11 protein-coding genes are annotated in these 23,834 nt (G+C 41.1%); 7 read left to right on the top strand and 4 right to left on the bottom strand.

Features of this window, described 5'->3' with window-relative positions:
* Positions 1-49: 49 nt before the first annotated feature.
* The 4 genes from V7K36_RS32130 to V7K36_RS32115 form a co-directional block, all read right to left on the bottom strand.
* Positions 50-4,819 carry a PfaB family protein gene (locus V7K36_RS32130; RefSeq protein ID WP_335121899.1) on the bottom strand — a complete coding sequence of 1,590 codons (4,770 nt, stop codon included), beginning with the start codon at positions 4,817-4,819 and terminating at the stop codon, positions 50-52.
* A 247-nt stretch (positions 4,820-5,066) separates the two neighbouring features.
* Positions 5,067-6,794, bottom strand: a complete 1,728-nt coding sequence (locus tag V7K36_RS32125; RefSeq protein ID WP_335121897.1) for an SDR family NAD(P)-dependent oxidoreductase — start codon at positions 6,792-6,794, stop codon at positions 5,067-5,069.
* A gap of 237 nt (positions 6,795-7,031) precedes the next feature.
* Complete coding sequence (locus tag V7K36_RS32120) at positions 7,032-12,407, bottom strand: beta-ketoacyl synthase N-terminal-like domain-containing protein (RefSeq protein WP_335121895.1); 5,376 nt, start codon at positions 12,405-12,407, stop codon at positions 7,032-7,034.
* Between the two features lie 203 nt (positions 12,408-12,610).
* Positions 12,611-12,889, bottom strand: a complete 279-nt coding sequence (locus tag V7K36_RS32115; protein WP_335121893.1) for a hypothetical protein — start codon at positions 12,887-12,889, stop codon at positions 12,611-12,613.
* A 1,727-nt stretch (positions 12,890-14,616) separates the two neighbouring features.
* On the opposite strand from V7K36_RS32115, the gene V7K36_RS32110 reads away from it, so the two are divergent.
* The 7 genes from V7K36_RS32110 (at position 14,617) to V7K36_RS32080 (ending at position 23,551) form a co-directional block, all read left to right on the top strand.
* Positions 14,617-15,825 (top strand): ABC exporter membrane fusion protein, encoded by a 1,209-nt coding sequence (locus V7K36_RS32110; protein ID WP_335121891.1) that lies wholly within the window; start codon positions 14,617-14,619, stop codon positions 15,823-15,825.
* 81 nt (positions 15,826-15,906) lie between these two features.
* Positions 15,907-17,085: an ABC transporter permease DevC gene (gene devC, locus V7K36_RS32105; protein ID WP_334831066.1), complete on the top strand. Its 1,179-nt coding sequence runs from the start codon at positions 15,907-15,909 to the stop codon at positions 17,083-17,085.
* 300 nt (positions 17,086-17,385) lie between these two features.
* Positions 17,386-18,390, top strand: a complete 1,005-nt coding sequence (locus V7K36_RS32100) for an NAD-dependent epimerase/dehydratase family protein (protein WP_335121933.1) — start codon at positions 17,386-17,388, stop codon at positions 18,388-18,390.
* A gap of 214 nt (positions 18,391-18,604) precedes the next feature.
* Positions 18,605-19,588: a glycosyltransferase family 2 protein gene (locus V7K36_RS32095; protein ID WP_335121889.1), complete on the top strand. Its 984-nt coding sequence runs from the start codon at positions 18,605-18,607 to the stop codon at positions 19,586-19,588.
* 171 nt (positions 19,589-19,759) lie between these two features.
* Positions 19,760-20,227, top strand: a complete 468-nt coding sequence (locus V7K36_RS32090) for a DUF2141 domain-containing protein (RefSeq protein WP_335121887.1) — start codon at positions 19,760-19,762, stop codon at positions 20,225-20,227.
* A 207-nt stretch (positions 20,228-20,434) separates the two neighbouring features.
* Positions 20,435-21,694 carry a glycosyltransferase gene (locus V7K36_RS32085; RefSeq protein ID WP_335121885.1) on the top strand — a complete coding sequence of 420 codons (1,260 nt, stop codon included), beginning with the start codon at positions 20,435-20,437 and terminating at the stop codon, positions 21,692-21,694.
* Between the two features lie 579 nt (positions 21,695-22,273).
* Positions 22,274-23,551 carry a glycosyltransferase gene (locus V7K36_RS32080; RefSeq protein ID WP_335121883.1) on the top strand — a complete coding sequence of 426 codons (1,278 nt, stop codon included), beginning with the start codon at positions 22,274-22,276 and terminating at the stop codon, positions 23,549-23,551.
* Positions 23,552-23,834 lie beyond the last annotated feature (283 nt).

Genomic DNA, 23,834 nt, shown 5'->3' with positions numbered 1-23,834 from the left:
TAAGTTAAGAATTAGTTGGTGCTAGTTGAGAGAGAATTGGTGTGATTTATCAAGATTCGTCGTTAAGCAAGTTTTGGGCGCAAGTTAGTTGCAATTGAATGATTTCGCTCATTTGCTGACTGTAATCTTGTCTAGCTTGTAAAAAAGCAGTGTGCGCTTTAGTTATCTTTGAATTATTAGCATTGAGCTTTTGATACTGTGTCTTATTTAAATCGAACATGCTGATGATGCTACTAATTTTTTGAGTGATGACAGGTGGGGAAGAAAGAGGAATTTGCTGTCTAATTGCGCTTAACTCAGAAGATTGTAATTGTTCTCTCGTTTCAAAAACGTTATCAATGATATTTTTCGCTTTTACTTCTTCTGGCTGAGTAAGGGATGGCAAGATGTTAGAGGAATAATTTTCTTGTTGGGTTATTTGGTTGGAAGTATTAAGAGAATCTGTGATTGCAGATTGTTGGAGATTAGGTATATTTGGATGCTGTTTTTTGAAGCGATCGCCCTTAAGATCCCTAACCAAATCTTCAACAATTTTGCGATTTTCCTCGCTCAAAATAGCAGCAGAAATTGATTTTCCACCCAAGGTAACTATTCTCAATGTTGCTTTATTTTGATTAGCGGTTTCTTGGGCTTTGCTGTACAACGGTGATAAATCCACGTTCACCTGATGACTGAGTAATTTTGCTAATGCTTTGACCATTGAAGCATGATCATCCATTCCTCTACGATTCAGAGAAACTGTGATGTGTTCTTTGTTGCCGAGAATTTTATCAATCCATCGTGAACAGACACTACCAGCGCCTGCTTCTAAAAATATTCGGACGCCATCACCGTAGACACGGTTAACTAATTGCGGAAAATCAAGTTCTTGGCATAATCCTTTGGCAATGTTATGGGCGATCGCTTTACTTTCAAGTGCAACAGGTTGATAATCAGCAGCAGAATAAAAAACAATACCTGGGAGAGTTTGGGATGGTAACGTGTTTACCTTCTTGATTTCCTCGTACTGCGATCGCATCGCTTCACAATGGATCACATGGTCGAAGGGAGCGGGGAAAGCGTTGCAACCTAAAGTTTCAATCACTCGCTTACAGGCTGCATCATCACCAGCAATTAATACTTCTTCTGGTGTGTTGATTTGAGTTAAGTAGACACGATTCTCATGTTTTAGACATTCTCTAATTTGGGATGGAGTAGCCATGAGAACATAGGTATTCCAAAAATTGTTGTTTTGTGGATTTGGTGAATCTGTTAATCCCCAATATTCACGCACAGCATTTTTCGGGCCAGATAATTTATCGCCAAATAAAGGTGATGAGTTTAAGGTATTACTTCCGCCCTCAAAATCACTCCAAACTCCTTGGGCAACCATCATACTAGTTTCACCCAAACTATACCCAAAAACGGATTCTGGCTTGACTTGAAAATCGTCTCGGAAAATTGCCGTCATGTATCTAGCAAAGGCGATTTCACTTTCAAACATTGCCAGTGAATCATCTAACAATTGCTTTTCGAGTGTTTCTAGTTGCCTGGTTGTCAATTTAGGTAAACTTCTGGGATAAACCAACTTTTCAACATCGGCAGCCCGGTTGTAGAGATTGTTACTTTTTAAGTCCTCGAATACTTTCGGAAATAACCGGAAGACACTACGACCAATGCCAATATAAGAATTGACGGCTGCGGGATAAACATAAGCAACTGTTCCTGTTTTACCCAATGGTTTTGCTGTGAAATAACTACCTAGTGGTGTTTGCCAATCTGTGCCGTTTTCAAAGGCATTGTTTACACCTTTGCGAGCAGATTCAATTTCTTTGAGTAAATCTTTTTGGTTACGTCCTGTGATTGATAAGACGTATTTAGCCTCAGAATGCTGTTCAAAGGTAGCGAATGCTTGGGTGGCTGTAACTGATAAAGAAGAACTAGCTTCAATGGATTTTTGGAGATGATTAAGTAAATCTGGTATGGTGGAGCGATCGCTAACTGCGATTGGGAACAGATGAAAAGGCATTTGTTGCAAATATCTGTTGTCGCGCTCCTCTTGGCTGGGTTCTTCCGATAAGATTAAATGGGCGTAACTGCCATCTATACCCATGCTATTAATTGCTGCTACTCTGCGTGTGCCGCCTTTATCGACAAACCAAGGTCTTGATTCCATTGCCACATAGAAGGGGCTACCTGACCATACTTGCGGTGTTTTGACACCAGACCATTTGGGTGTGGCGGGAATATACCTGTAATAAAGACAGAGAGCGGTTTTGATTAAGCTAGCGATTCCTGATGCTGTATAGGTGTGGCCGATATTGGCTTTGACGCTGCCTAATGCACAATGCAGACCATTGCCCACTTTCGGATAAGCTTGCAGTAAACCTGTGATTTCGGCTTCATCCTGCTGGGAAACGCCACTACCGAAGACTTCTACATAGTTAACCTCTGTGGGTTGAATATCTGCCATCTGAAAAGCTTGTTTGCAGACATTGCTGATAGCTGAAGCATCAGGTTTTACCAGAGCGTTACTCTCAATAGAATTACCTTGTGCAAAACTCATGGCATCAATGACTGCATAGATGCGTTCATTGTCTTCCTTAGCAGCTTCGTAGCGCTTGAGAACAACAGCACCAGCACCTTCGCCAACCGTCCAGCCATTAGCTTGTTGGTCATAACCCAACGTATTGACACCCGTATTAATTGGTGCAAATTGGCTGCGGAACAAGACATTTTCCACACCACCTGCCAAATCTACTGCACCTACAACCACTGCATCAACTTCACCCGTAGCGAGTAGCATTTGTGCAACTTCCAACGCTTTGAGGGCAGAATTTTCGCCAGCACTGATGGTGAATGCAGGGCCAGTGAAATTCCATAAAGCAGAAATCCGACTTGCCATGATGTTGGCGATGTGACTCACATATTCGCCGATTTCTACTGGTTGGTGAATGCTATCTTTGACAATGTTTTCAAGTTGCGCCAGCTGTTCAGCAGGTAAAGAAATTCCTTGGTTGAGTAAGCCGTCCTTAACTTGCCAACACAAATTCCATCTTTGTTGTAGCTGATGCACAGAAAATTCTGTTTCAGCAGCGACAATGACTGCGACATTGCCGCCCTCCTGTAGTTTCGCATCTTTGACGGCGCGATCGCTAACTTTCAGCAGTAATAATTGTTGTGGGTTTAACTTTTCTATTTCATTCGGTGGGATTTTGCACGATAAAGTATCGATTTCAAAATCTTTGATATATGCCCCAACTGGTGCTTTTCCATCTGTTAAACCGTACTCTTTCAGGACATTTTCTTGATTTTCTATCCCATGCCATCTTTGAGGCGGTAGGGAAGTAAAATGCTGTGTTCCATCATAAATGCTCCGTTCAAAAGCATCTAAACCATTGCAGTTACCGAAAAAGGCATCCATGCCGACAATGGCAATTTTGGCAGGTGGAACAGGTGAACTTGATTCAACTGGTTGTGTTGTATTTCCTTGTTCTAAAATCAGATGAGAATTAGTGCCGCCAAAACCAAAAGCGCTAATAGCTGCCCGTTTAATTGATGCGTTATTATTTGGCCATGCTGTAGCTGTTCTAACAATTTTATCGGCAGAAATTGTACTTTTTTCTGATGTTAAAGGTTCAGAAACATTCATGGTTGGTGGAATTAGACCATGCGACATACTCAAAATCACCTTAGTCAAGCCAACCATGCCAGCAGCAGTTAACAAGTGACCAGTATTTGCCTTAACAGAACCTACCAGAGGCGCAGCTTGATTTTGACCAAAGAATGTTTCTATGGAGTTGAATTCGGTTGTATCTCCTAGCAATGTGCCTGTAGCGTGACACTCTAAATAATCGATGGTTTTGGGACTAAATTTCGCCTCATTATAGGCTCGTTCAAAAGCTAAAACTTGTCCTTTAGGATTAGGGCTAAGTAGATGTTTACCTTTGCCATCATTTGAGAGTCCATTACCGCAGATAGTAGCGAGAATATTATCACCATCTCTAACGGCATCAGAATATCTCTTCAGCATCACCATCCCAACACCATCGGCGGGAATTAGCCCTCTAGAGGATTTGTCTAAGGGACGGCTGATGCCATTTTCTGCATATCCTTGAACACCGGAAAATAACATCCGCACGAATAAGGAATCAGCACAACTTATGGCTCCAGCTAACATGACATCAGCTTTGTGTGACCATAAGTAATGAGATGCTAGTTTAATCGCATAAAATGATGACGAACAAGCAGCATCCAGACATAAATTAATCTGGGAGAGGGAGAAGGCTTGAGCAATGATAGATGCTGGTAAGCCAGATATCAGAGCATTGTATAAAGACGCTTTAGTTGTACCTGGTAGAGCAGCTAAATCAAAGTTTTCATATTGCAAAAGTTCTCTAACAGCAGGTGCGATCGCTTGCTGGTAAATTGGAGAGAATAGCTGATTAGATAATTTTGTTGGGAATGACAAATTACCTAAAATTACGCCACATTTTGCCAGGACAGTTTGATTACCCCAATAACCACTCTGTACAATTGCTTGTTTAGCGGCATACAATGACCATTTGAAGGTGTTATCTAAACCAGCAACAAGTTCTGAGGGTAGATTGTATTCACTAGGATTAAACTGAAAGTTGCGGATGTATCCGCCTTTGAGGGAATAGGTTTTGTCTGGTGTACCTTTAACTGGATTGTGAAAGATTGTCGGATCTACTCCGATTTCTTCGACAGTTGCAGAGGATGTCGAATCTTTTTGATTAACGATATTCTGCCAGTATTCTTCAGGATTTTTAGCATCGGGGAATAGGCATGATAATCCGATAATGGCTATTTTTTCCACGATTGATATGCTCCGAGTTTGGGTATTTAGCAAGAGATAATTAAAAGGCAGGATTTACGCTGTTCCCCAAACTTTAAAGTGGCAAATTATAGCAATCCTATTTGAGTTGTGAAAGTTACTGTTTTTAACGAACCGCGTTCACGAAGTGTCTCGCAGAGAAGGACGCAAAGGACGCGAAGGTTAGAAAGAGAAGATTTCACAGAGCATTTAGGAATGGCTATAGGTGTTGAGTGTTAAAGGAAGATTATTAGCTTCGGAGGAGTTTCATTGACCAAATAATGGCGTGGGCACCGAGCATTCGTGAGTATATTTTTCCTTGGCGGTCGTGTATGATGAAGTTAGCGATCGCACTACTTGGTGTCTTAGATATTACTTCACAAGAAACGTAAAATGTTTCGTTATGTGGTATCATCTCAAACTGTTCAAATTTTTCTACTTTTCCAGGTAAACAACCTTCTTCATGAAAGTGTTGTGTCCAAATCCATAAAGCGTGCATACTCAAGTCAGTTGTGTAAGGATTTACCCATTGGACAGGGAATTGTCCTTGTTGCTGGGCGGTGAGTTCTGGCCACAGACATTCTGTAGTGATTTTTTCAGGACTGATGTTTAAAACTCTTTTGATTTCTTGAAAAGCCGCGCCATGAAATAATGTAGCTCCCCCATTTTGGTAAAAAGCTTTTCCGGTAGCGGTGATAATATTATCTTGTTCGAGATTGAGAGATTCATAAGTGGGTGCAACTGGGATTTCTCGCTGGAGATTGAGTTGAGCGCTAAAATGAAAATGGATTTTTCCTTCTGGATTTTTACTCGAAATTTTGGCTTTAAGTTCGATTCTTTCTAAGTTAACCTTGGAAACTTCTTCTATTTCTAAAATATGTTCCTTCGCTAATGTCTCATTGAAAGTAATCCCCTTCAAAACCTTGAAATCTTGGTAATAAAACAACCGATAACCGGGATATAATTGTTCACAAGCATTGATAATCCAGGTCATTGCACAAGTTGCTGGCAAAACTGGAGAACCAGCAATAGTATGATCGTGTAAAAATGGATTAGCCTCTAATGTCATTTGGCGACGAATACGATAAGTTCGTAGTTCTGAATCTAGTTCTGTCGCCATTGGAACTAGTGGACTACCAATAACAACTTGTGCAGTTGCATGATTAGTATTATCCATTTCTTTCACGAGCATTTGTGTCCCGACTGCAATGGGAATTATTTCAATTTTTCGCTCCTGAAAAATTTTCTTTAATTCTGCTGTCACCATCCCACTATCCCAAGCGCCCCAGTTGATAGCGACTACATGACATGAGGGATAACTTTGCTTAAATATATGGGCTGATTTGTTCAGAATTTCATTTGCGATCGCATAATCAGATTGTCCGGGATTTCCGTAAAATCCTGTTACTGAAGAAAACAAAACTAAATGCTGAAGTTGATTAGGATTAACGCAAGCCAACAGGTTTTCTAAACCTTGAACTTTGGCGGTGTAAACTTTTTCAAAATCTTGTTCTGTTTTCTTTTCAATTAACTTATCAGCTAAGTTTCCTGCGCCGTGGATGATTCCTGTAATTGGACCAAGATGTTGCACAGCATTGGCAAGTTTTTCTTGTAAAGCTTGCGTATCTGTGACATCGACGCTGATATATTCGGCTTTAGCTCCGGTTTTTTCAATTGCGGCTAGAGTCTTTTTAATTTCGCGGCTGGAGGTAATTTTGTTATATATCTTTTGCACATTCATGGGTGTGGGCTTCTCTCCTTGGGAAAGAAGATTTTCCATGATGCCTTTTTTCAATGCGGATTCATCAGAATTTTGAGCAAAATCTGGCTCGGTTTCTAAAATTTCGGAGCGACCAAGGAGGATGAATTTGCAGGGTTGCTGTTGGGCTAATCTGATAGTACACTCAGCCGTAATCCCTTTTGCACCGCCGCTCACGACAAAGACAGATGATGGACTAAGCTGGGCTGTTTGTGTCATAAATCCTCGTGAATACCTGCATAAATTGGTTTTTTTGGATATACGAACCGCGAAGGACGCGAAGGACACGAAGGAAGAGAAATAAGTAGCCTTCTTGTAGTAAAAAACATATTAATAGCAGCCCTAAAAAATTTGTGAAATTCTCTGTCTATTTCCTTTATTCGCGCCCTTTGCGCCTTCGTGGTTCGTTAAAAACAGTAATTTTCACAACTCAAATAGGACTGCTACATCAGCCCTTTAATCGGCAATAATGGTGACTCGTCCCTGTGAACCATACCCAACTTCACTAATATAAAGATTAGGATCGTGAAGTTCGGCTATGATGTTTTGTACTGACTGTTTGGCATCAAGTCTGGGACTTAGGTCGATCGCACGGGTGAAAACTTTTGGCCATTCCCATCTCAGAGTTTTGGTTAATCCGAATAAACCAGCACCGATCGCACCAAAGTTGACTTTGTACTCTAAGCCGAAGGCTCCATCAAGATGAGCAACTGTGCAGAAACAACTACGTCCATGACGCGCGGCTTCGTTTAGAGAGGGTTTGAGGTGTTTCGCCATCAAAAATACGTGCTTGACGATCGCCTTTTCTGGTTCGTTGTAGGAAATACTCCCAGTGTGATTTGCTACAAATATCGGATGTAGATGGATGAAAGCCCCAATCGCTCCGCAGTGAGATGCGATCGCTTGCAATTGTTGTTGGAGATGTTCTTCACTCAAGTTTGCTAAGGTGACGCGGGTTACTCCTATGGGTAAGGGCGCTTGCTGGGGGATGAGCGATTGGGGGAAGCTGACAACTACTACTTTCCAGCCTTTCTCGATTAGGGATTCAGCTAATTTATAAGTGGTGAGGGAACCATCATCGGTGATTAAACCGATATGTCCCTCTGGTAACGTGAAATCCAAATAATCGGGCTGTGGTAAGCTTCTGAGTTTGACCGGATGGCGCTGGATATTATGCTCTAATTCCGGTGGTTGTTGGACAAACTCAGGCTCAGACTTTTTTTTTTCACCTCCAGCCAACTGCTGTAGGTAATCGACTATTTGACCGATGGTGCGGAGATCGCCGAGTTCTTCAATGTTTGGCTTGGGTAAGTTGGGGTACATTTCTTGCATCGCCCCTAAGATTTCTACCCGTTTGATGGAGTCAATCCCTAAGTCGGCTTCCATATCCATGTCCAGTTCCAGCATCTCGACTGGGTAGCCCGTCTTATCACTGGTGATGGCTAGTAGGGTTTCACCTAAGTTTGCAAATTCATCACTTGTAGCGAGTTCTGGTTCTGGTGCGGTGACTACCTCAACTACTGGTGCAGTCTCTACTGGAATCTCAGTTGCTTGTTGTACTTCGTGAACTGCAATTTCTACAGAAATATTTTTGGAAGTATGGGATTGCAGATACTCTACAACTTGACCGATGGTGCGTTTTTCTGACAGTTCTTCTAAATTGGGCTTGGGTAGGTTGGGGTACATTTCCTGTAGCGCCCCTAAGATTTCCACCCGTTTGATAGAGTCAATCCCTAAATCAGCCTCCATGTCCATGTCCATTTCCAGCATCTCGACTGGGTAGCCCGTCTTGTCGCTGGTAATGGCTAAGAGGTTTTTATCCAAGTCAACAATATCGATAGTTGCACCAGATACAGGTGCAGCAGTTGTGGGTGCTGGTTCTGGGGTGAATGCAACAACTTCGTTGACTGGAGGTGAGCTAATTTTGACTACAACCTCGGTTTGGGGTTCTACAACTGGGACAGGCTCTACTGTCTCGACGGTGGGGAAGTGGGGAGTGGGAAGTAAAGACGCGATTGATCGTGTCTCTACTGGGGATACAGGAGTTTCAACTACAGGCTCTACGGCTGCCGCCAGAGGTGCTTGGGTAACATTTAAGGAATTTTTAGCTACAAGCTCGGGTACAGGTAGAGGTTGGCTTTCTACTATCTTGGTAGGTGCGTCAGTAACAGTTGTTTCTGTAGTGAACGGATAGCGTACCCCGTTACTTAGTTTCTCTGTTAGTTGGGTTGCTCCCTCACCAGATATGATTTGAGAATACTCTTGCTGGATGAGTTGGAAAAAGTTTTTAGTATATTCCAGTTGCTCTTGGAGATATTGCTCATGGATGCGTAGGGTTTCACCTTGTTGAGAGTGAAACTGCATCATGCTGCGCTCTAAGCTTTCCATGACAACTAGCTTCATTTTGGCAGTTTCGGCTGTTGATTTACTTTCACTCAACAATGAATTCTGCTGCTGCATCAGTTGGAAAAACGCTTTGGCGTATTCCATTTGATGGTTGAGATAAGTACCGTGAACTTGTAAATTTTCGGCTTGATTTTCCTGAAACTGTGTTAGCAGGTATTCTAAACTTTCTAAAAGTTGTTGGTAATTTGTAAGTTTTTCTGGTGTTGGTTGCATCTTAGATTCCTGGGCTGGTTGTGAAAAGGTCACAGGATTCATTTGTTGCTCTGTTTGGGTGATGATATTAGCAGTCACACTATTAGCGATCGCAGGTGTTTTTTTATGTCCGTTAGTCTCTCTGACTGCGAGAGTTGGAGTTACACCGGGGCTGGTAAACAAAGGAGCCGCATCAGAATATTCGGGGGTGGGTAATGTGACTTTATGCCCATCTTGCAAAGCTAGAGCGAAGGCATTTTTCGTTTTTTCGGATCTGTAGTTGATGCCGTTTAAACGGACATTTAATGTCTTCTTCGTCTCAATTGGCGGTATAGTTTGGGGAAGTTGGTAAGGATCGAGGTTAGTCAAAGCCAGACCAATTACCCGCAACTGCACAACTGCTTCTCGCAAAGAGCGATCGCTATTCTTTTGAGTGCTGGGGTTCAAAGATACGGTAAGATGAGGGCGATCGCCAAGGATATCTTTTACCAAATTGTTCAGAATTCTCCTTGGGCCAAATTCCACAAAGCAAGTACCACCGGCTGCATAGATATTTTCAATTTCCTGTTTAAACAGCACTGAGTTGGAAAGGTGCGTTTCCAGGATTTTTTGAATACCTTGAGGTTCATTGGGATACTGCTTACTGGTGACGTTGCTGTAAACAGGGATTTTGGGACTTTGGAACTTGACAGACTTAGTAGCGATAGCAAAGGATTTTTGAGCAAAGGCGATTAGCGGTGTATGGAAAGCTGCTGATACAGGTAACAATACAGCTGTATATCCTTTCTCATGTAAAGCCTCTCTGATTCTCGCTATTTCTCCGGTGGGGCCAGCTAAGACAAATTGAGTGGGAGAATTTTGATTAGCGATCGCAACTTGGGGAAAATGCTTTAGCACTGCTTCCACTTTGCTGATGTCTTCTTTAACAGCCAGCATACTACCCGCATCATGATCCGGGTCTTCGGGTGCAGCCATTGCTTGACCCCTAGCTTTCACCAAGAACAAGTAATCTTCCGTACTCAAAACCCCCGCAGCCCACAAAGCTGTGAGTTCTCCAAAGCTATGTCCCGCCACAAAATCTGACTTGAACCCAGCTTGTTGGAGTATGCTGTACATCCCTGCACTCAACACCCCGATGGCTGGTTGAGCGTATTCTGTGCGTTGTAAGGCAGCAATTTGGACATTTTTTTCTGCTTCCTCAAACACCGGATGAGGAAAAACGATTTCTGATAATGGCTGCAAATTATCTTTGATTAACAAGCTATCCATATAGCCATGAAGACGCCGCATCAAAGGAAAATTCATCACCAGTTCGCGCCCCATCTCCAAGTATTGCGAACCTTGACCAGAAAATAGAGCAACAACTTTTCCACCCAACTCCATACCAGAGGCGCGGTAATAAATCCCTTGGGGATGCTCCCAAGATGCTGCTGTTCCTTTGTTTTTCAGCCAGTCAATGCTAGTTTGCAACAACTTGCAAGCGTCTTCGAGATTCTCAGCTACAAACCCAAATCTGGCAGCAGAGAGGGGAATCTGTGGCGATTTGCATTCCTTGACTAATTCTGCATAGTGTGTTTTTGCTTCAGGCGATCGCAACTTACCTAAAATCTCTTCAGATTTGCTCAACAATTGGTCTACTGTGGGAGCAAATAACAGCACTTCACTAGCATCACTATGTAAGCGGTAGGCGTGGTTTTGGTCAGCTTCATATTCTTCCAAAACGACGTGATAGTTGGTGCCGCCAAAGCCAAAAGAACTCACACCCGCGCGTCTTGGTGCTTCCCCTTCTGCACGAATCCAAGGTCTGGTTTCGGTATTCAAATAAAACGCCGAATTTTTAATATTGAGTTTGGGGTTCGGCTCAGTAATGTTAATTGTGGGCGGTAATACTTTGTGATGTAAAGCCAAAGCAGTTTTAATCAAACTCGCCGCACCCGCAGCCGCTTTTGTGTGTCCAATTTGTGATTTTACACTACCCAAAGCGATGTGCTGTTTTTTGTCATCATGTTCGCCAAAGAAGTCTTTTAAAGAGCCGAATTCTGTGGGATCTCCAGCCATTGTGCCGGTGCCATGTGCTTCCATCAAACCAACAGTAGCAGGAGAGAAGCCAGCATCTTCATAAGCACGTTCTAAGGCTTTAATTTGACCCTCTTTACGAGGAGCATAAATGCTCTTATAACGCCCATCACTGGAAGTCCCAATTCCTTTGATTACAGCATATATTTTATCCTTGTCACGTTCAGCATCTTCTAGCCGTTTGAGGACAATCATCCCGATCCCTTCACCCAACATCATCCCATCAGATTTAGCATCGAAAGGTTTGACATTTTCACTAGGAGAAACTGCCGGTGTTTTGCTGAAGGATATGTAAGCCATGATGGTGTTATCGGTATCAACACCACCAGTTAGCATCATGTCAGAACGATGCTCAACTAGCTCACTAATTGCCATTTTTAAAGCACCAAAGGAACTAGCGCAAGCGGCATCAACTACGCAGTTCATCCCGCCAAAATTTAGACGATTGGCAATTCTACCCGCGACTACGTTAGCTAACATTCCAGGGAAAGCGTTCTCATCCCATTTCACATAGGCGCTTTTGATTTTATCAACGATTTTTTGGGTATCCTCATCAGATAAACCACTGCTTTTGAGTACTTTTTCCCAAATCGGATATTCCAACCTCGCAGAAAGTGGCATTCCTAATTGCTTGGCCATCGCCACGCCTAAGATTACGCCAACAGTCTCGCGGCTAAACTCACGTTTTTCGCCATAACCTGCATCTTCCATCGCCTCTTTCGCAACCACTAAACTTAATAGTTGCGATACATCTGTGACTTCCAAAATGCTGGGTGGGATACCGAATTCCATTGGGTTAAAATCAACCTCTGGAAGAAATCCACCTCTTTTACAGTAGGTTTTATCTTCAGTAGTTCTCGGATTAGGATCGTAATAATCTTCCACACTCCAGTGAGTGGAGGGAACATCAGTAATACAGTCAATTTTGTTTACTATATTTTGCCAGTATTCTCGCAAGTTTCTAGCTTTTGGCAATAGAGAAGCCATCCCAACAATGGCAATAGGATTGTGTTGTAATTGTCTATTAATTCTGTGGATTGACATTGATTTATCTGACCTCATGTTTTTTTCCTCTATAGACCTCATCACAGCCTTTTCACAATTATTGACAAGGCTTTCTAACTCCGCTAAGGCAGTATCAATTGAATAAGCAGACATAGGGCATAGTTAGTACTGTGGATTCTGTAGCTACAGTAATTTCTGTTGCCTACTAAATAATGGAAAACTCTCGTTTTGTAAGCAGTTAGCTATCCTATCTGTGCTAAATGCTTTTTTCTAAATCGACACCACACGACACATACTGCCCTAATAAAGCCTTAGATTTACAGGCGATTTTGGCACACAGCGATCGCACAAAAATGTTATACAACGCTAGACTGTTGAGATTGTGGCAATAGGTCAATGACGTTGTTAAAACTGGTAAAATAGTCTTGGAGTGTAATAGCTGCTTGACCAGTGAATTCAATCCATTTGTAATCGTAGAGATTTTGAGCAATGGTATCCCACTGGAGCGATGAAAACTGAGGAGTAGGTAAGGGAACAGAAACGCTTTTTTCGCCCGAAACCGTTTGATTATCTAGCCTAACTACAGCAACATAGCTGATGTTAATGACAACGTTCTGTATCTTGATAAATGTCATAGCCAGTTTCAACGTCCAGGATAATATATTTTATGCTACTTCACCCAGTAAAGTTGACAAGCTCGTTACAGAAAAGACACCACCTTTCATCCGAATTTATGCAAGTTGAAAAAGTAATTAAACGATCACAATGTGATGACAAAGCAGTTATCTTTAGTTATTTTTAATTTAAAAATATCAATTCAATAACTAGTTTGTCTAACCACTTTAAAGCATTGAATTAATAAAAACACTAACATACTTTACAGAAACTAAATCTTTCCTTTAAAGTTATTTTATAAATAGCCCTCCACCATTACTGATGTGAATTTTGCATAAAATCTAGCATAAAAGTATAATTTCTAACTATATAAATGTGTGAGAGATTTACCTCGTTCCCAGTCTCCGGCTGGGAATCCCCCTCATTCAGACTCCGCCTCCCTTACTCGCGGCAAAACCGGAATTGAGCTGCATTTCTAACCTCCGGCTGGAAACGAGGTTTGAATAGACCACGCGGTAGGGGCAATTCATGAATTGCCCCTACAAAATATCTGGTTCAATTAAATGAAAACTGTTGTAAGTTAACAATGCAAATTTGTTGTCTAGTAAGTCACAATTCAATGAATACATAGATAAATTGAATAACCATAAGTATTTTTTCTCAGAAAAACATCATAATTGAGTCAAAGTTGTTAGTTATTTTTCAATATAAGTCAACTTCAGAAGCAAAGCAGTTATTTATAAAGCAAATGTTAATTTTTACTATGTTGCTTGATAAACATAATATAGGTTAAATGAGTCTTTAGTAAAAAGTAGCTCAGATTTTGCATCTACCAACCAATCCGCTCTGTAATCAATTGCACGGCTAATAAGTAAGTGGGTCAAATTAAATATAAAACCTCACCCTGCCTCCGGCTTCCCTCTCCGATGCTTTGGAGAGGGATTGAGGGTGAGGTTTGATCTGATATTTAATTACGCCTACCTATTTAGTAGAGGGAATTCATGAATTGCCCCTACTATAAATCGCTATAAGAATGTCTTATAGTACAATACGCTTGGGTTAGAGCCAAAAACCAAAACCAGCGTAGGTTGGGTTGAGGAACGAAACCCAACATTTTGCAGGGTTGGTTGGGTTGAACGAAGTGAAACCCAACCTACAATTATCCTTAACTGAACTGTATTGTCTTATAGTACACAACCTTGCTAATAATAATCTGTTAGTAATATCAAATCTACTTAATAACTAACTATTTGTTGGTATTCAATTGCTAGACAAGGAATTAGTGATGAGTAAATTCTTCAGTCTCTAATCTGACTGTGATTAAAAGTTTTAGTGATAGAATCAGGACTTATGCCAAGTCAACCAGTTGACAAAAACCGATTTTTACGGCATACTTAATGACAAGTTTATCCAAGTTTTGAGTTCATTTTTATTAGCGCTTCGTTGTGATTGAGAGTTAAGTTTTCTGGTTAGCGCTATTGTATTTTACGCTACTGGAATAGATATGAAATTAGGATATAACTTAGGAAGCTTTGAAGTAACACCACCATTAATTTTCACGCCATAAGAGCGAGTTTGGGCGGCAAAAGCGTACAACAATTCATATAAAACCAATTTAGACCCATCCACTTGATTAAGGTAGAAAACCTAGAGGAAAAGCCCTCTTGGTAATTTGCGGATGAGTCTATATCTAATCGACTAAATATAACCAGGCTATCCCCTAAAAAAGCAGAATTGGAATGAAAATATGGCAGCAAATAAAGAAAGCCGATTATTCACAAAACCCGTAGGCCGATCGCAAGTAATTTTAGCAGCTTCTCTCACTTTAGCAGCCGGATTAATCGCTTTCTATAGTTTGGCACCGTTTTCGTCTAAACCGAAAGTTCAGACAGCGCCAGTGAATCCTCCAAAAGCTGCTACACCTGCGAAAGTTGCTGTGACTGCTTTAGGACGTTTGGAGCCAGAAGGCGAAGTTACTACTTTGACTGCTCCCACTTCTAATAATGGGGTGCGAGTAGAAAGACTGTTGGTAAAAGAAGGAGATACGATTAAGGCAGGGCAATTATTGGCGTATCTAGAAAATTATGGTCGTTCCAAAACAGCTTTGCAACAGTCTATAGACCAACTGCAAGTTGCCAAAGCTAAACTAGCGCAGGTGAAATCTGGAGCTAAAACCGGAGATGTCGATGCTCAAAAGGCTGCGATCGCCCGTTTAGAGCCACAATATAAAGGAGACGTTGCCACACAACAGGCGACAATCGCCCGCATCCAGGCTGAAGTAGACAATGCTCAAGCGGAGAACGATCGCTATCAGCAATTATACAAACAAGGTGCGATCGCAGTTTCGGTAGCAGATACCAAAGCTTTGCAACTCAAGACTACACAACAGCAACTAACAGAAGCCCAAGCCACTCTCAAGCGGACTCAAGACACATTCCAAGAACAACGCAAGCAAGCACAAGCACAACTCACAAGTATTAGTGAAGTGCGTAGTGTAGATGTTCAAGTAGCACAAACCGAAGTCAACAGTGCAACAACTTCTGTTCAACAAGCAAAAGCCGACTTGGATTTAAGTTACATCAAATCTCCCATAGATGGCAAAATTTTGAAAATTCACGCCAAAACCGGAGAAGTCATCAGCACCAACAAAGGATTTGCTGAAATAGGTAAGACATCTCAAATGTATGTGATTGCAGAGGTGTATCAAACCGATGTTCAAAAAGTGCGTGTAGGTCAAAAAGCCACTATTAGCAGCACTGCATTTACTGGAACATTACAGGGAACTGTAAAAGAGATTGGTTGGCAAGTTGACAAGCAAAACATCTTCAGCCTCAACCCCGGATCAGATACAGACCGCAGAATAGTTGAGGTAAAAATCTATATCGATAATCCCGCAGATAGTAAGCGGATAGCTCGTTTAACCAACTTACAGGTGGATGTCGCCATTCATATTTAGTTATAGGGCATAGGGCATGGGGCATTGGTCATTCACAAATGACAAATGACAAATGACAAATGACAAATAACAAATAAATCCATGATTTTCAAAATTCCTTTAGCATGGCTACAGCTAGCCCAGCAAAAAATTCGTTTACTAGTAGCTGTAGCCGGGATTGGTTTTATTGTGCTGCTAATGTTTGTGCAACTTGGTTTTCAAGATGCTCTCTATTCCAGTGCAACCGCAGTCCATCAGAATCTCAAAGGAGATTTATTTTTAGTTAGTTCGCAATATAAATCTTTGACCTCAAATCAAAGCTTTTCGCGGACTCGTTTGTACCAATCTCTGGGGTTTGATGGCGTAGAGTCAGTTAGCCCGATGTATTTGCAATTTGCCAAACTCAAAAATCCAGCAACTAGTGAGAAATATTCAATATATGTGATTGGTTTCGATCCAGGCAGACCTGTGATCAACATCCCAGAAGTTGAGAAAAATTTAGATAAACTGAAAATTCCCGATGTTGTGCTTTTTGACCGGGGTTCTCGTCCAGAGTTTGGCCCAATAGCTGAAAAATTTAATGCGGGAGATACTGCACAGACAATTGAAATATTTCCTTACAATTCATTAATTGGCTATAGAGTGAGAGTTGGTGGTTTATTCAGCTTGGGGCCTTCTTTTGGTGTAGATGGCAACTTACTTGTTAGTGACTCAACTTTCTTGAGGATAAATCCCAATAGTCGTCCGGCAGATATGATCGACATCGGTTTGATTTCCCTAAAACCTGGTACTAATGCAGAAACAGTACTGAAAAATTTACAAGCAAGTTTGCCTAATGATGTTCAAGTTTTTACACGCCAAGGCTTTATTGATTTTGAGAAAAAATATTGGGCAGTCAGAACACCCATTGGTTTTATACTTAACTTGATGTTAACAATGGCTGCGGTTGTTGGTGTAGTTATTGTTTATCAAATTCTTTATAGCAATATTGCTACGCAGTTCGTTGCTTACGCCACTTTAAAAGCCATAGGTTATGCCAATAGATATTTATTAAATGTGGTATTTCAGCAAGCTTTAATTTTGGCAATTTTAGGTTATATCCCAGGATTTCTTACTTCTGTGTTGTTATATAGTTTTGCAGCCGAAGCAACTAAATTACCAATAGTTATGACCACTAATAATGCACTGATAGTCTTAACTTCAACAGTATTAATGTGTATAACATCAGGAGCGCTTGCTATCAACAAACTCCGCTCCGCAGATCCGGGAGATATTTTCTAGCTGATTATTAGCGGCAAAATAATCAAATTATTTTGCCTTGATATAGACTTATAACTCAATACGCTTGGGTTGAACATTCGTGTTACCCAACAAACCACGACAAATGTTGGGTTTCGTTCCTCAAACGCCACTTGCTTCAAGTCGGGAAACCCGCCCAACACAGTGGCTCCCCAACCTACACAGGTTATACCAATTTTAGATTTTAGATTAAAAGTCTTTACCAAAATCAAAATTTTGTACAACTTTGAAGTCTTTTATCTAATAACTCCAATTCACCCATTTAACAATAATCCCGACTTTATGAACCTCAAAAACAAAACCCTCCTAATTACCGGGATTGATCAACTTGTCGGTTTGCGTACAGCCGAGTTAGCCATAGCGCAAGGAATGAAGGTTCGTGGACTGCAAAGTTCTACAGAACAGAACAAACAATTACATAATTTAGGTGTTGAGCTAATTATTGGTAGTATCACCGATTCTACTATTGCTCAAAAGGCTTGTCAGGGAGTAGACATCGTTTTACATACAGATCAAATTGCCGAAGAAACTGGCGCAATTAACCATTTTCGTGATGTCAATGTTGGTGGTACTGTCAACATGGCTAAAGCCGCTAAACAGGCTGGTGTCAAAACATTTGTGCATCTATCCAGTGTGATGGTTTACGGTTTCAACTATCCGAATGGTGTTACAGAATCAGGTCCACTTTCTGGCGAAAATAATCCCTACTGTCAAACGAAAATAGAAGCCGAAACAGCACTATTAGAATTGAATAATCCTCCTGATTTTGGGATCATCGTTATTCGAGCCGGAGATATTTACGGTCCGGGAAGTATTCCCTGGATAGTCAGACCAATTCTGATGATGCGTCAAAAATTATTTGCCTGTGCCAATGATGGTAAAGGAGTAATCAATCATGTATATATAGATAACTTGATTGATGGCATCTTTCTGGCGATAGAAAAAGAAACCTTCGGTGAAATATTTAATATCACCGACGGACAAGAAACTTCCTGGAAAGAGTATTTTTTGTATTTAGCAGCAATGGAAGGTTTAGCAGCACCCCTTTCATTACCGAAAGATGAAATCAAGTTGTTTCTAAAGCTGCGTGTTCAAGGACAAAAACTTTTTCGCCAAAAAGTTGATATTTTACCAGAGTCTATAGATTTTATGACTCGTCCCTACGCTTGTTCCATTGTCAAAGCACAAAGCCTGTTAAATTATAAACCTACAATTGACCTAGAATCAGGAATGCAGCGAACACATGAATGGCTGCAAAAAACGGATATTCAAAACTTGATCAAATAATCTCTTGAGAGTGGGGAGTAGGGAAATAGAAGAATTAGAATAGTAGGTTTGGTTTCGCTATCGCTCAACCCAACAAAGCATTGAGAATGTTGGGTTTCGTTCATCAACCCAACCTACTAAATTCTGACTTCTGAATTCTTACGTTGTATCTACCTAACAATTATCTGCAACTAAGCATAAAATCATCCCTACATTTTCCGAGTACTTATTTTCTATGAGTAGCAATCAGCCCCGATTGAGCATAGGATTACCTGTATATAATGGTGAAAAATTTATCAAAGAAGCCATAGATTCACTCTTGGCTCAGACCTTTGAAGATTTTGAACTAATTATTTCAGATAATGCATCTACAGATAAAACTGAAGAAATTTGTAGAGCATACGTCGAGCAAGACCAACGTATCTGTTACTATCGCAATGACAAAAATATTGGTTGCGCTCGTAACTTCAATCGCGTCTTTAAATTGTCTTCGGGTGAGTACTTTAAGTGGGCAGCCTATGATGATCTACATGCTCCAGATTTTATCAAGAAGTGTGTTGAGGTGCTTGACCAAGACCCTACTATCATCTTATGTCACTCCCAGACATATTTCATTGATGAACAGGGTAATTTTCTCCAAAACTACGATATAAAACTCAAGGCAGATGCATTAAAACCACAGCAGCGTTTTCACGAATTGCTGACCAAGCACTTATGTTATCAATGTTACGGGGTAATTCGTGCCAGTGCCCTGAGAATGATACCGCCTATGGGTGGTTACGGTAATGCAGATGGAATTTTCTTGTTAAGACTTGGTATTCTTGGTAGGTTTTATGAAATCCCTGAATACCTATTTTTTGCTAGAAGCCATCCGCAACAATCAATGAGTATGTATTTCCCTAATTATTTGTTGTTTACTAACAACAGTAAAAAACACTCATTGAGTATGCTGCCTGATTTTTATGCATATGCAGTATGGTTTGATTCAGCAAAGAAAGGAAAAATTTTATTGCCACATTGGAGAATCATCTGGGAGTATGTACTCTCAATCTGGCGTAGTCCCCTGAGTTTATATGAGCGGCTGTATTGTCATATAAGTCTACATCAGCAGTTAAAAGGGACAGAATATCTTTTGCTGAAAGATTTACTAAAAGTGCTGCAAATACTTTGGAAAAGTTGGCATAGAGCATCAATTAAAAAACAGCAAGCCACACTTTGACAAATTACTTCAGAAAAAAAATCTGGCGTTCGCAGCTTTTATCACAGAGCATCTCACTTGCGTAAAAAGCCTTGTAAAACCTCACCCCAACCCTCTCCTTACTAAGGAGAGAGAGCAAGAATGATGCTCCCTTTTTTCAGCCCTAAAATCACCTATTCTGACTGTAAAACTATGTTGAAACTATCTCAATTATGTCGTGTTTTGCTTGCAACTTTAGTGAGTATCAGCTTTGCTAAAACAGTGAATGCCGAGCCGACTGCAAAACTTACTGTTGTGGTATATGGAATACACCACCAAAAAGGTGAGATTTGCTTGCGACTTTACCCAAGTGAACGAGGATTTCCGACGAGTAGTAATAGTGAAGATCAAAGTGGCTGCGTTAAGATTACTGGAAGTTCTGTAAAAAAAGAATTTTTCGGTTTGAAGCCTGGAACTTATGCTGTCGCCGTGATTGATGATCAGAATGGCGATCGCAAACTGAATAAAGACTTTTTCGGTATTCCTAAAGAAGGTTTTGGGATTTCCAAAAATCCAACTGTGTCCATAGAAACAGGTACACCAAAGTTTCGTGATGCCAGTTTTGTTGTAAACAAAAATACAACAGTCAACATCATCATTAAATATTCGCTGGATTCGTAAAGGGAGTAGAGAGTGGGGGAGCAAGAATTTTGGATTTTAGATTTTGGATTGAAATTTAATCCAAAATTTAAAATCCAAAATCCAAAATTGAATTGCCCAATGTCCAATGCCTCATGCCTCATGCCCCATGTCCAATTCTTCAGAATTACGGTTTAGATCAGACCTACATATAAACAAGCCGAAATTCTACCGGAGATTAAAAATTTAATGGAAGATTTGGCGATATTTCTCTCTAAGTCTTTGATGAGTTGGGTGGTTATTCAGGTGTGTTTTACGCTTGTCTTTATATGGTATCTGCGCTCATCCAAAAAAAACTTATTACCAGATGACCAGTTGCCCAAAACCGCAGTGATTCTTTGTCTACGCGGAGCCGATCCCTTTTTGCCTAGATGTTTGCGATCGCTCCTAAATCAGAATTATCCACAGTATGATTTAAAGTTGATCGTTGATAGTCACGAAGATCCCGCTTGGAAAATTGCCAGTGAAACCATTACAGAGCAAGAAGCAACCAATGTTCAAATCAGCCCTTTGAGAATAGTACGCAACAATTGTAGTCTCAAATGCAGTTCTTTAGTGCAAGCTGTCCGCGAGTTGGATGATTCATACAAGGTGGTTGCTCTAGTAGATGCTGATACTATAGTCCATGTGAATTGGCTGCGAGAATTAGTCAGTCCTTTAAACGATGCTAAAGTGGGGGCAACAACAGGTAATCGTTGGTACGTACCTACAGGTCAGTATTGGGGATCTTTAGTGCGCTACATCGGCAATGTATCCACAGTAGTGCAAATGTTTATCTTCCAGATTCCTTGGGGTGGATCTTTAGCTGTGAAAACAGAAGTATTTCGCCAAACAGAACTGCTAGATAAGTGGGGACAAGCTTTAGGCGAAGATTTTATGATGCACGACATCCTCAAAAAACATGGGTTGCAGGTAAAGTTTGTGCCTTCGCTGTTGATAGTAAATCGTGAAGAGACCGATTTATTCAACTTAATAGACTATCTCAAGCGTTTAATGCTGTATTCTCGACTGTATCACCCACGTTGGTTAGCTTTAGTTAGTGAAGCTGTTTCTAGCATTTTGTTTCCGACTACAGTTATCATCTTAATTTTAGAGTTGTTGTTAGAGGCAAAATGGGAAGCTGCGACTCTCTTGTTAAGTTGCTATGGAGTCTATACTGTCGGATTACTCTTAATAATGCTCGTTTTGGAATTAGAGATACAGCGAGTCGTTCGCTCTAATAACCAGGCGATCGCCAAATTATCAGCTCCTACAATCATTAAAATGTTAATTGGGATTCCTCTGACACAGTGGGTTTATGGGTTAGCAATACTATCGTCACTATGGATTTCAACAGTTACTTGGCGCGGTGTTAGCTATCGGGTTCAAAGTCCCTGGAATATCCGGCTAATCGAATATCGCCCTTATCAATGGTTGGATCAGCCTATTGATAGCAAGGTTTCTCTTTGAACTGAATCCTTGGATTATGAACTAGGGCATGAAAGTTCTTACACTAAACATTCCCTAGTCTTCAAAATATATTATCTTATATTTAGTAGAACTATATTAGCTATAACCCTTGTTAAAATATACGCTTTGTTTGTTGATTAGCAAAATGTATTTGCATTAATGGCAAGGGTTTAGACAAATATATTAAGGGGGATTTTGACTTAGTATTTTGGATGTTTTGATAGTTTCAATTCAGGTTTATAAACATCCGCTTTACAATCGACATTTTCGGCTATTTGACAATGCGTAAATCCTTAGTTGAACTGTATTATATCAATGTCCGCCAAATTACCGATAATAAAAGAACCCCACCCCCAACCCCTCCCCGCAGGCGGGGAACTCGGGGCCCCCTCTGGGGATTAGGGGCAGGGAGACAAAGCATAGCTTTGGCGGGGTGGGGTTGCTCACGTTTAATAAGCAATCAAGCGGACATGATATTAGTGGGAATTTATGAGCCAAATAATCAGGATGTTCATAAAACATTTGCTGCGTAAATCCTAAATTAAAAACCAGCAACTTCTTGAAATATTCCCCTTTTTTATGACTAAGCAAAAACTTCGCATTGCACTGTTTACAGGATTGTACGCTCCTTTCTTAACTGGAGTTTCCGTTGCAGTACACCAACGAGTTCGTTGGTTGCTAGAGCAGGGACATGAGGTTTTTCTAATCCATCCGCAAATCAACGATCGCTACCCCAAAAATGTTGGCGATCGCCCCATGCCAGGTTTAGATGAAATTCAGTCTTTCTCCAATTTCTCTGCTTACGCATTCCCTACACAACCACTGCTATTTTACAAGTCTCTTCCTCAACCGTTGAACTATCGACATTGGAGTGATACTAAGTTGCTGGAGAAATTCCAGCCTGACATTATAATTGTTGAAGAAGCGGCGCAAATGAGAGGTTTATACTCATTTTTCTTGCAAGGTTATGGTCGCCCCATTGGCATTGAATACGCAAAACGAACAGGCACGCCAATAATATCACTCTTCCATACAGATATTGTTGCCTATATCAAATATTACTTTGGCGATCAGTTCTTCAGCTTGGTTCGTCCGATCATTCCTGTTTTGGTTAAACAATTTAGTGAGTCTTATGACTTCAATTACTTCTCTTCTAAAGAACAACTCACTAAATACGAAGAACTGAAATGCCAACGCGCCGAATACGTTGCTTATCAAGGCATCGATTGCGAAAAATTTCACCCGCGAAACATCTGTTACGATCCGATTCCTAATGACAACCGACCGACTCTTTTGTTTGTCGGACGCATCACCCCCGAAAAGAACGTCAACCAACTACTTGATATATTTCCAGTCATAGCTGCCAAAATCCCTGATGTCCATCTGGTGATTGTTGGTAGTGGTCCTCTAGATGAAGAGATCCGTCAGCGTGCCCAAAAGTTTGCATCCGGTATTACCATCTGGGGCGAGTCTCATGGTACAGAACTTTTGGGTTGGTTTGCCAGAGCGGATGTTTTTGTCAACCCTTCCGTAACCGAGAACTTCTGCACTACAAATAACGAGGCGTTAGCGTCTGGAACGCCTGTAGTTGCTGTTGTTGCACCCTCAACTGCAGAACAGGTATTTCCTGGTCGCAACGGCTTCCTTGCCCAACCTAACAATCCCACAGATTTCGCCCAAAGGGTAATTGCGATTCTGGAAAATCCCGATTTGAAAGCAGATATGACTCGGCAGGCCCGCCCTTCCATACTCGAATTTGATTGGTCAGCATGTATGCAAAAATTAGAAGACAAACTTTACCATATTGTTGAAGGATCACGGAAGCTGGAGGTAGGTACAGGCAGTATAAGACCATAACGATTATATGGTGTTCGCCTAACGAGCGGAATCGAAAGACCTCTCCCTGGTTTTACTACGTAAAACCGTCCCTCTCCGACTCGGAGAGGTCCCTAAAGAAACTGGCTATTAGTCTCGATGGGATCGAGTTTCAGCCAATTCCACAAGACGGTGAAGCACCCCCGCGCTCGGAGCAGTCTGCTGCTGGTGTGCCTGGGACAATGCTAACAATCGCCGAAGCAAAGAAAGCTCTCGCCAGAACGTTCGGGGTCAGCCCCGAAGCTGTAGAAATTACGATCCGTGG

The sequence above is a fragment of the Nostoc sp. genome (genome assembly GCF_036919555.1).
In the GTDB taxonomy this organism is placed as follows: Bacteria; Cyanobacteriota; Cyanobacteriia; order Cyanobacteriales; family Nostocaceae; genus Nostoc.
This window is presented reverse-complemented; position numbering and strand designations above follow the sequence as displayed.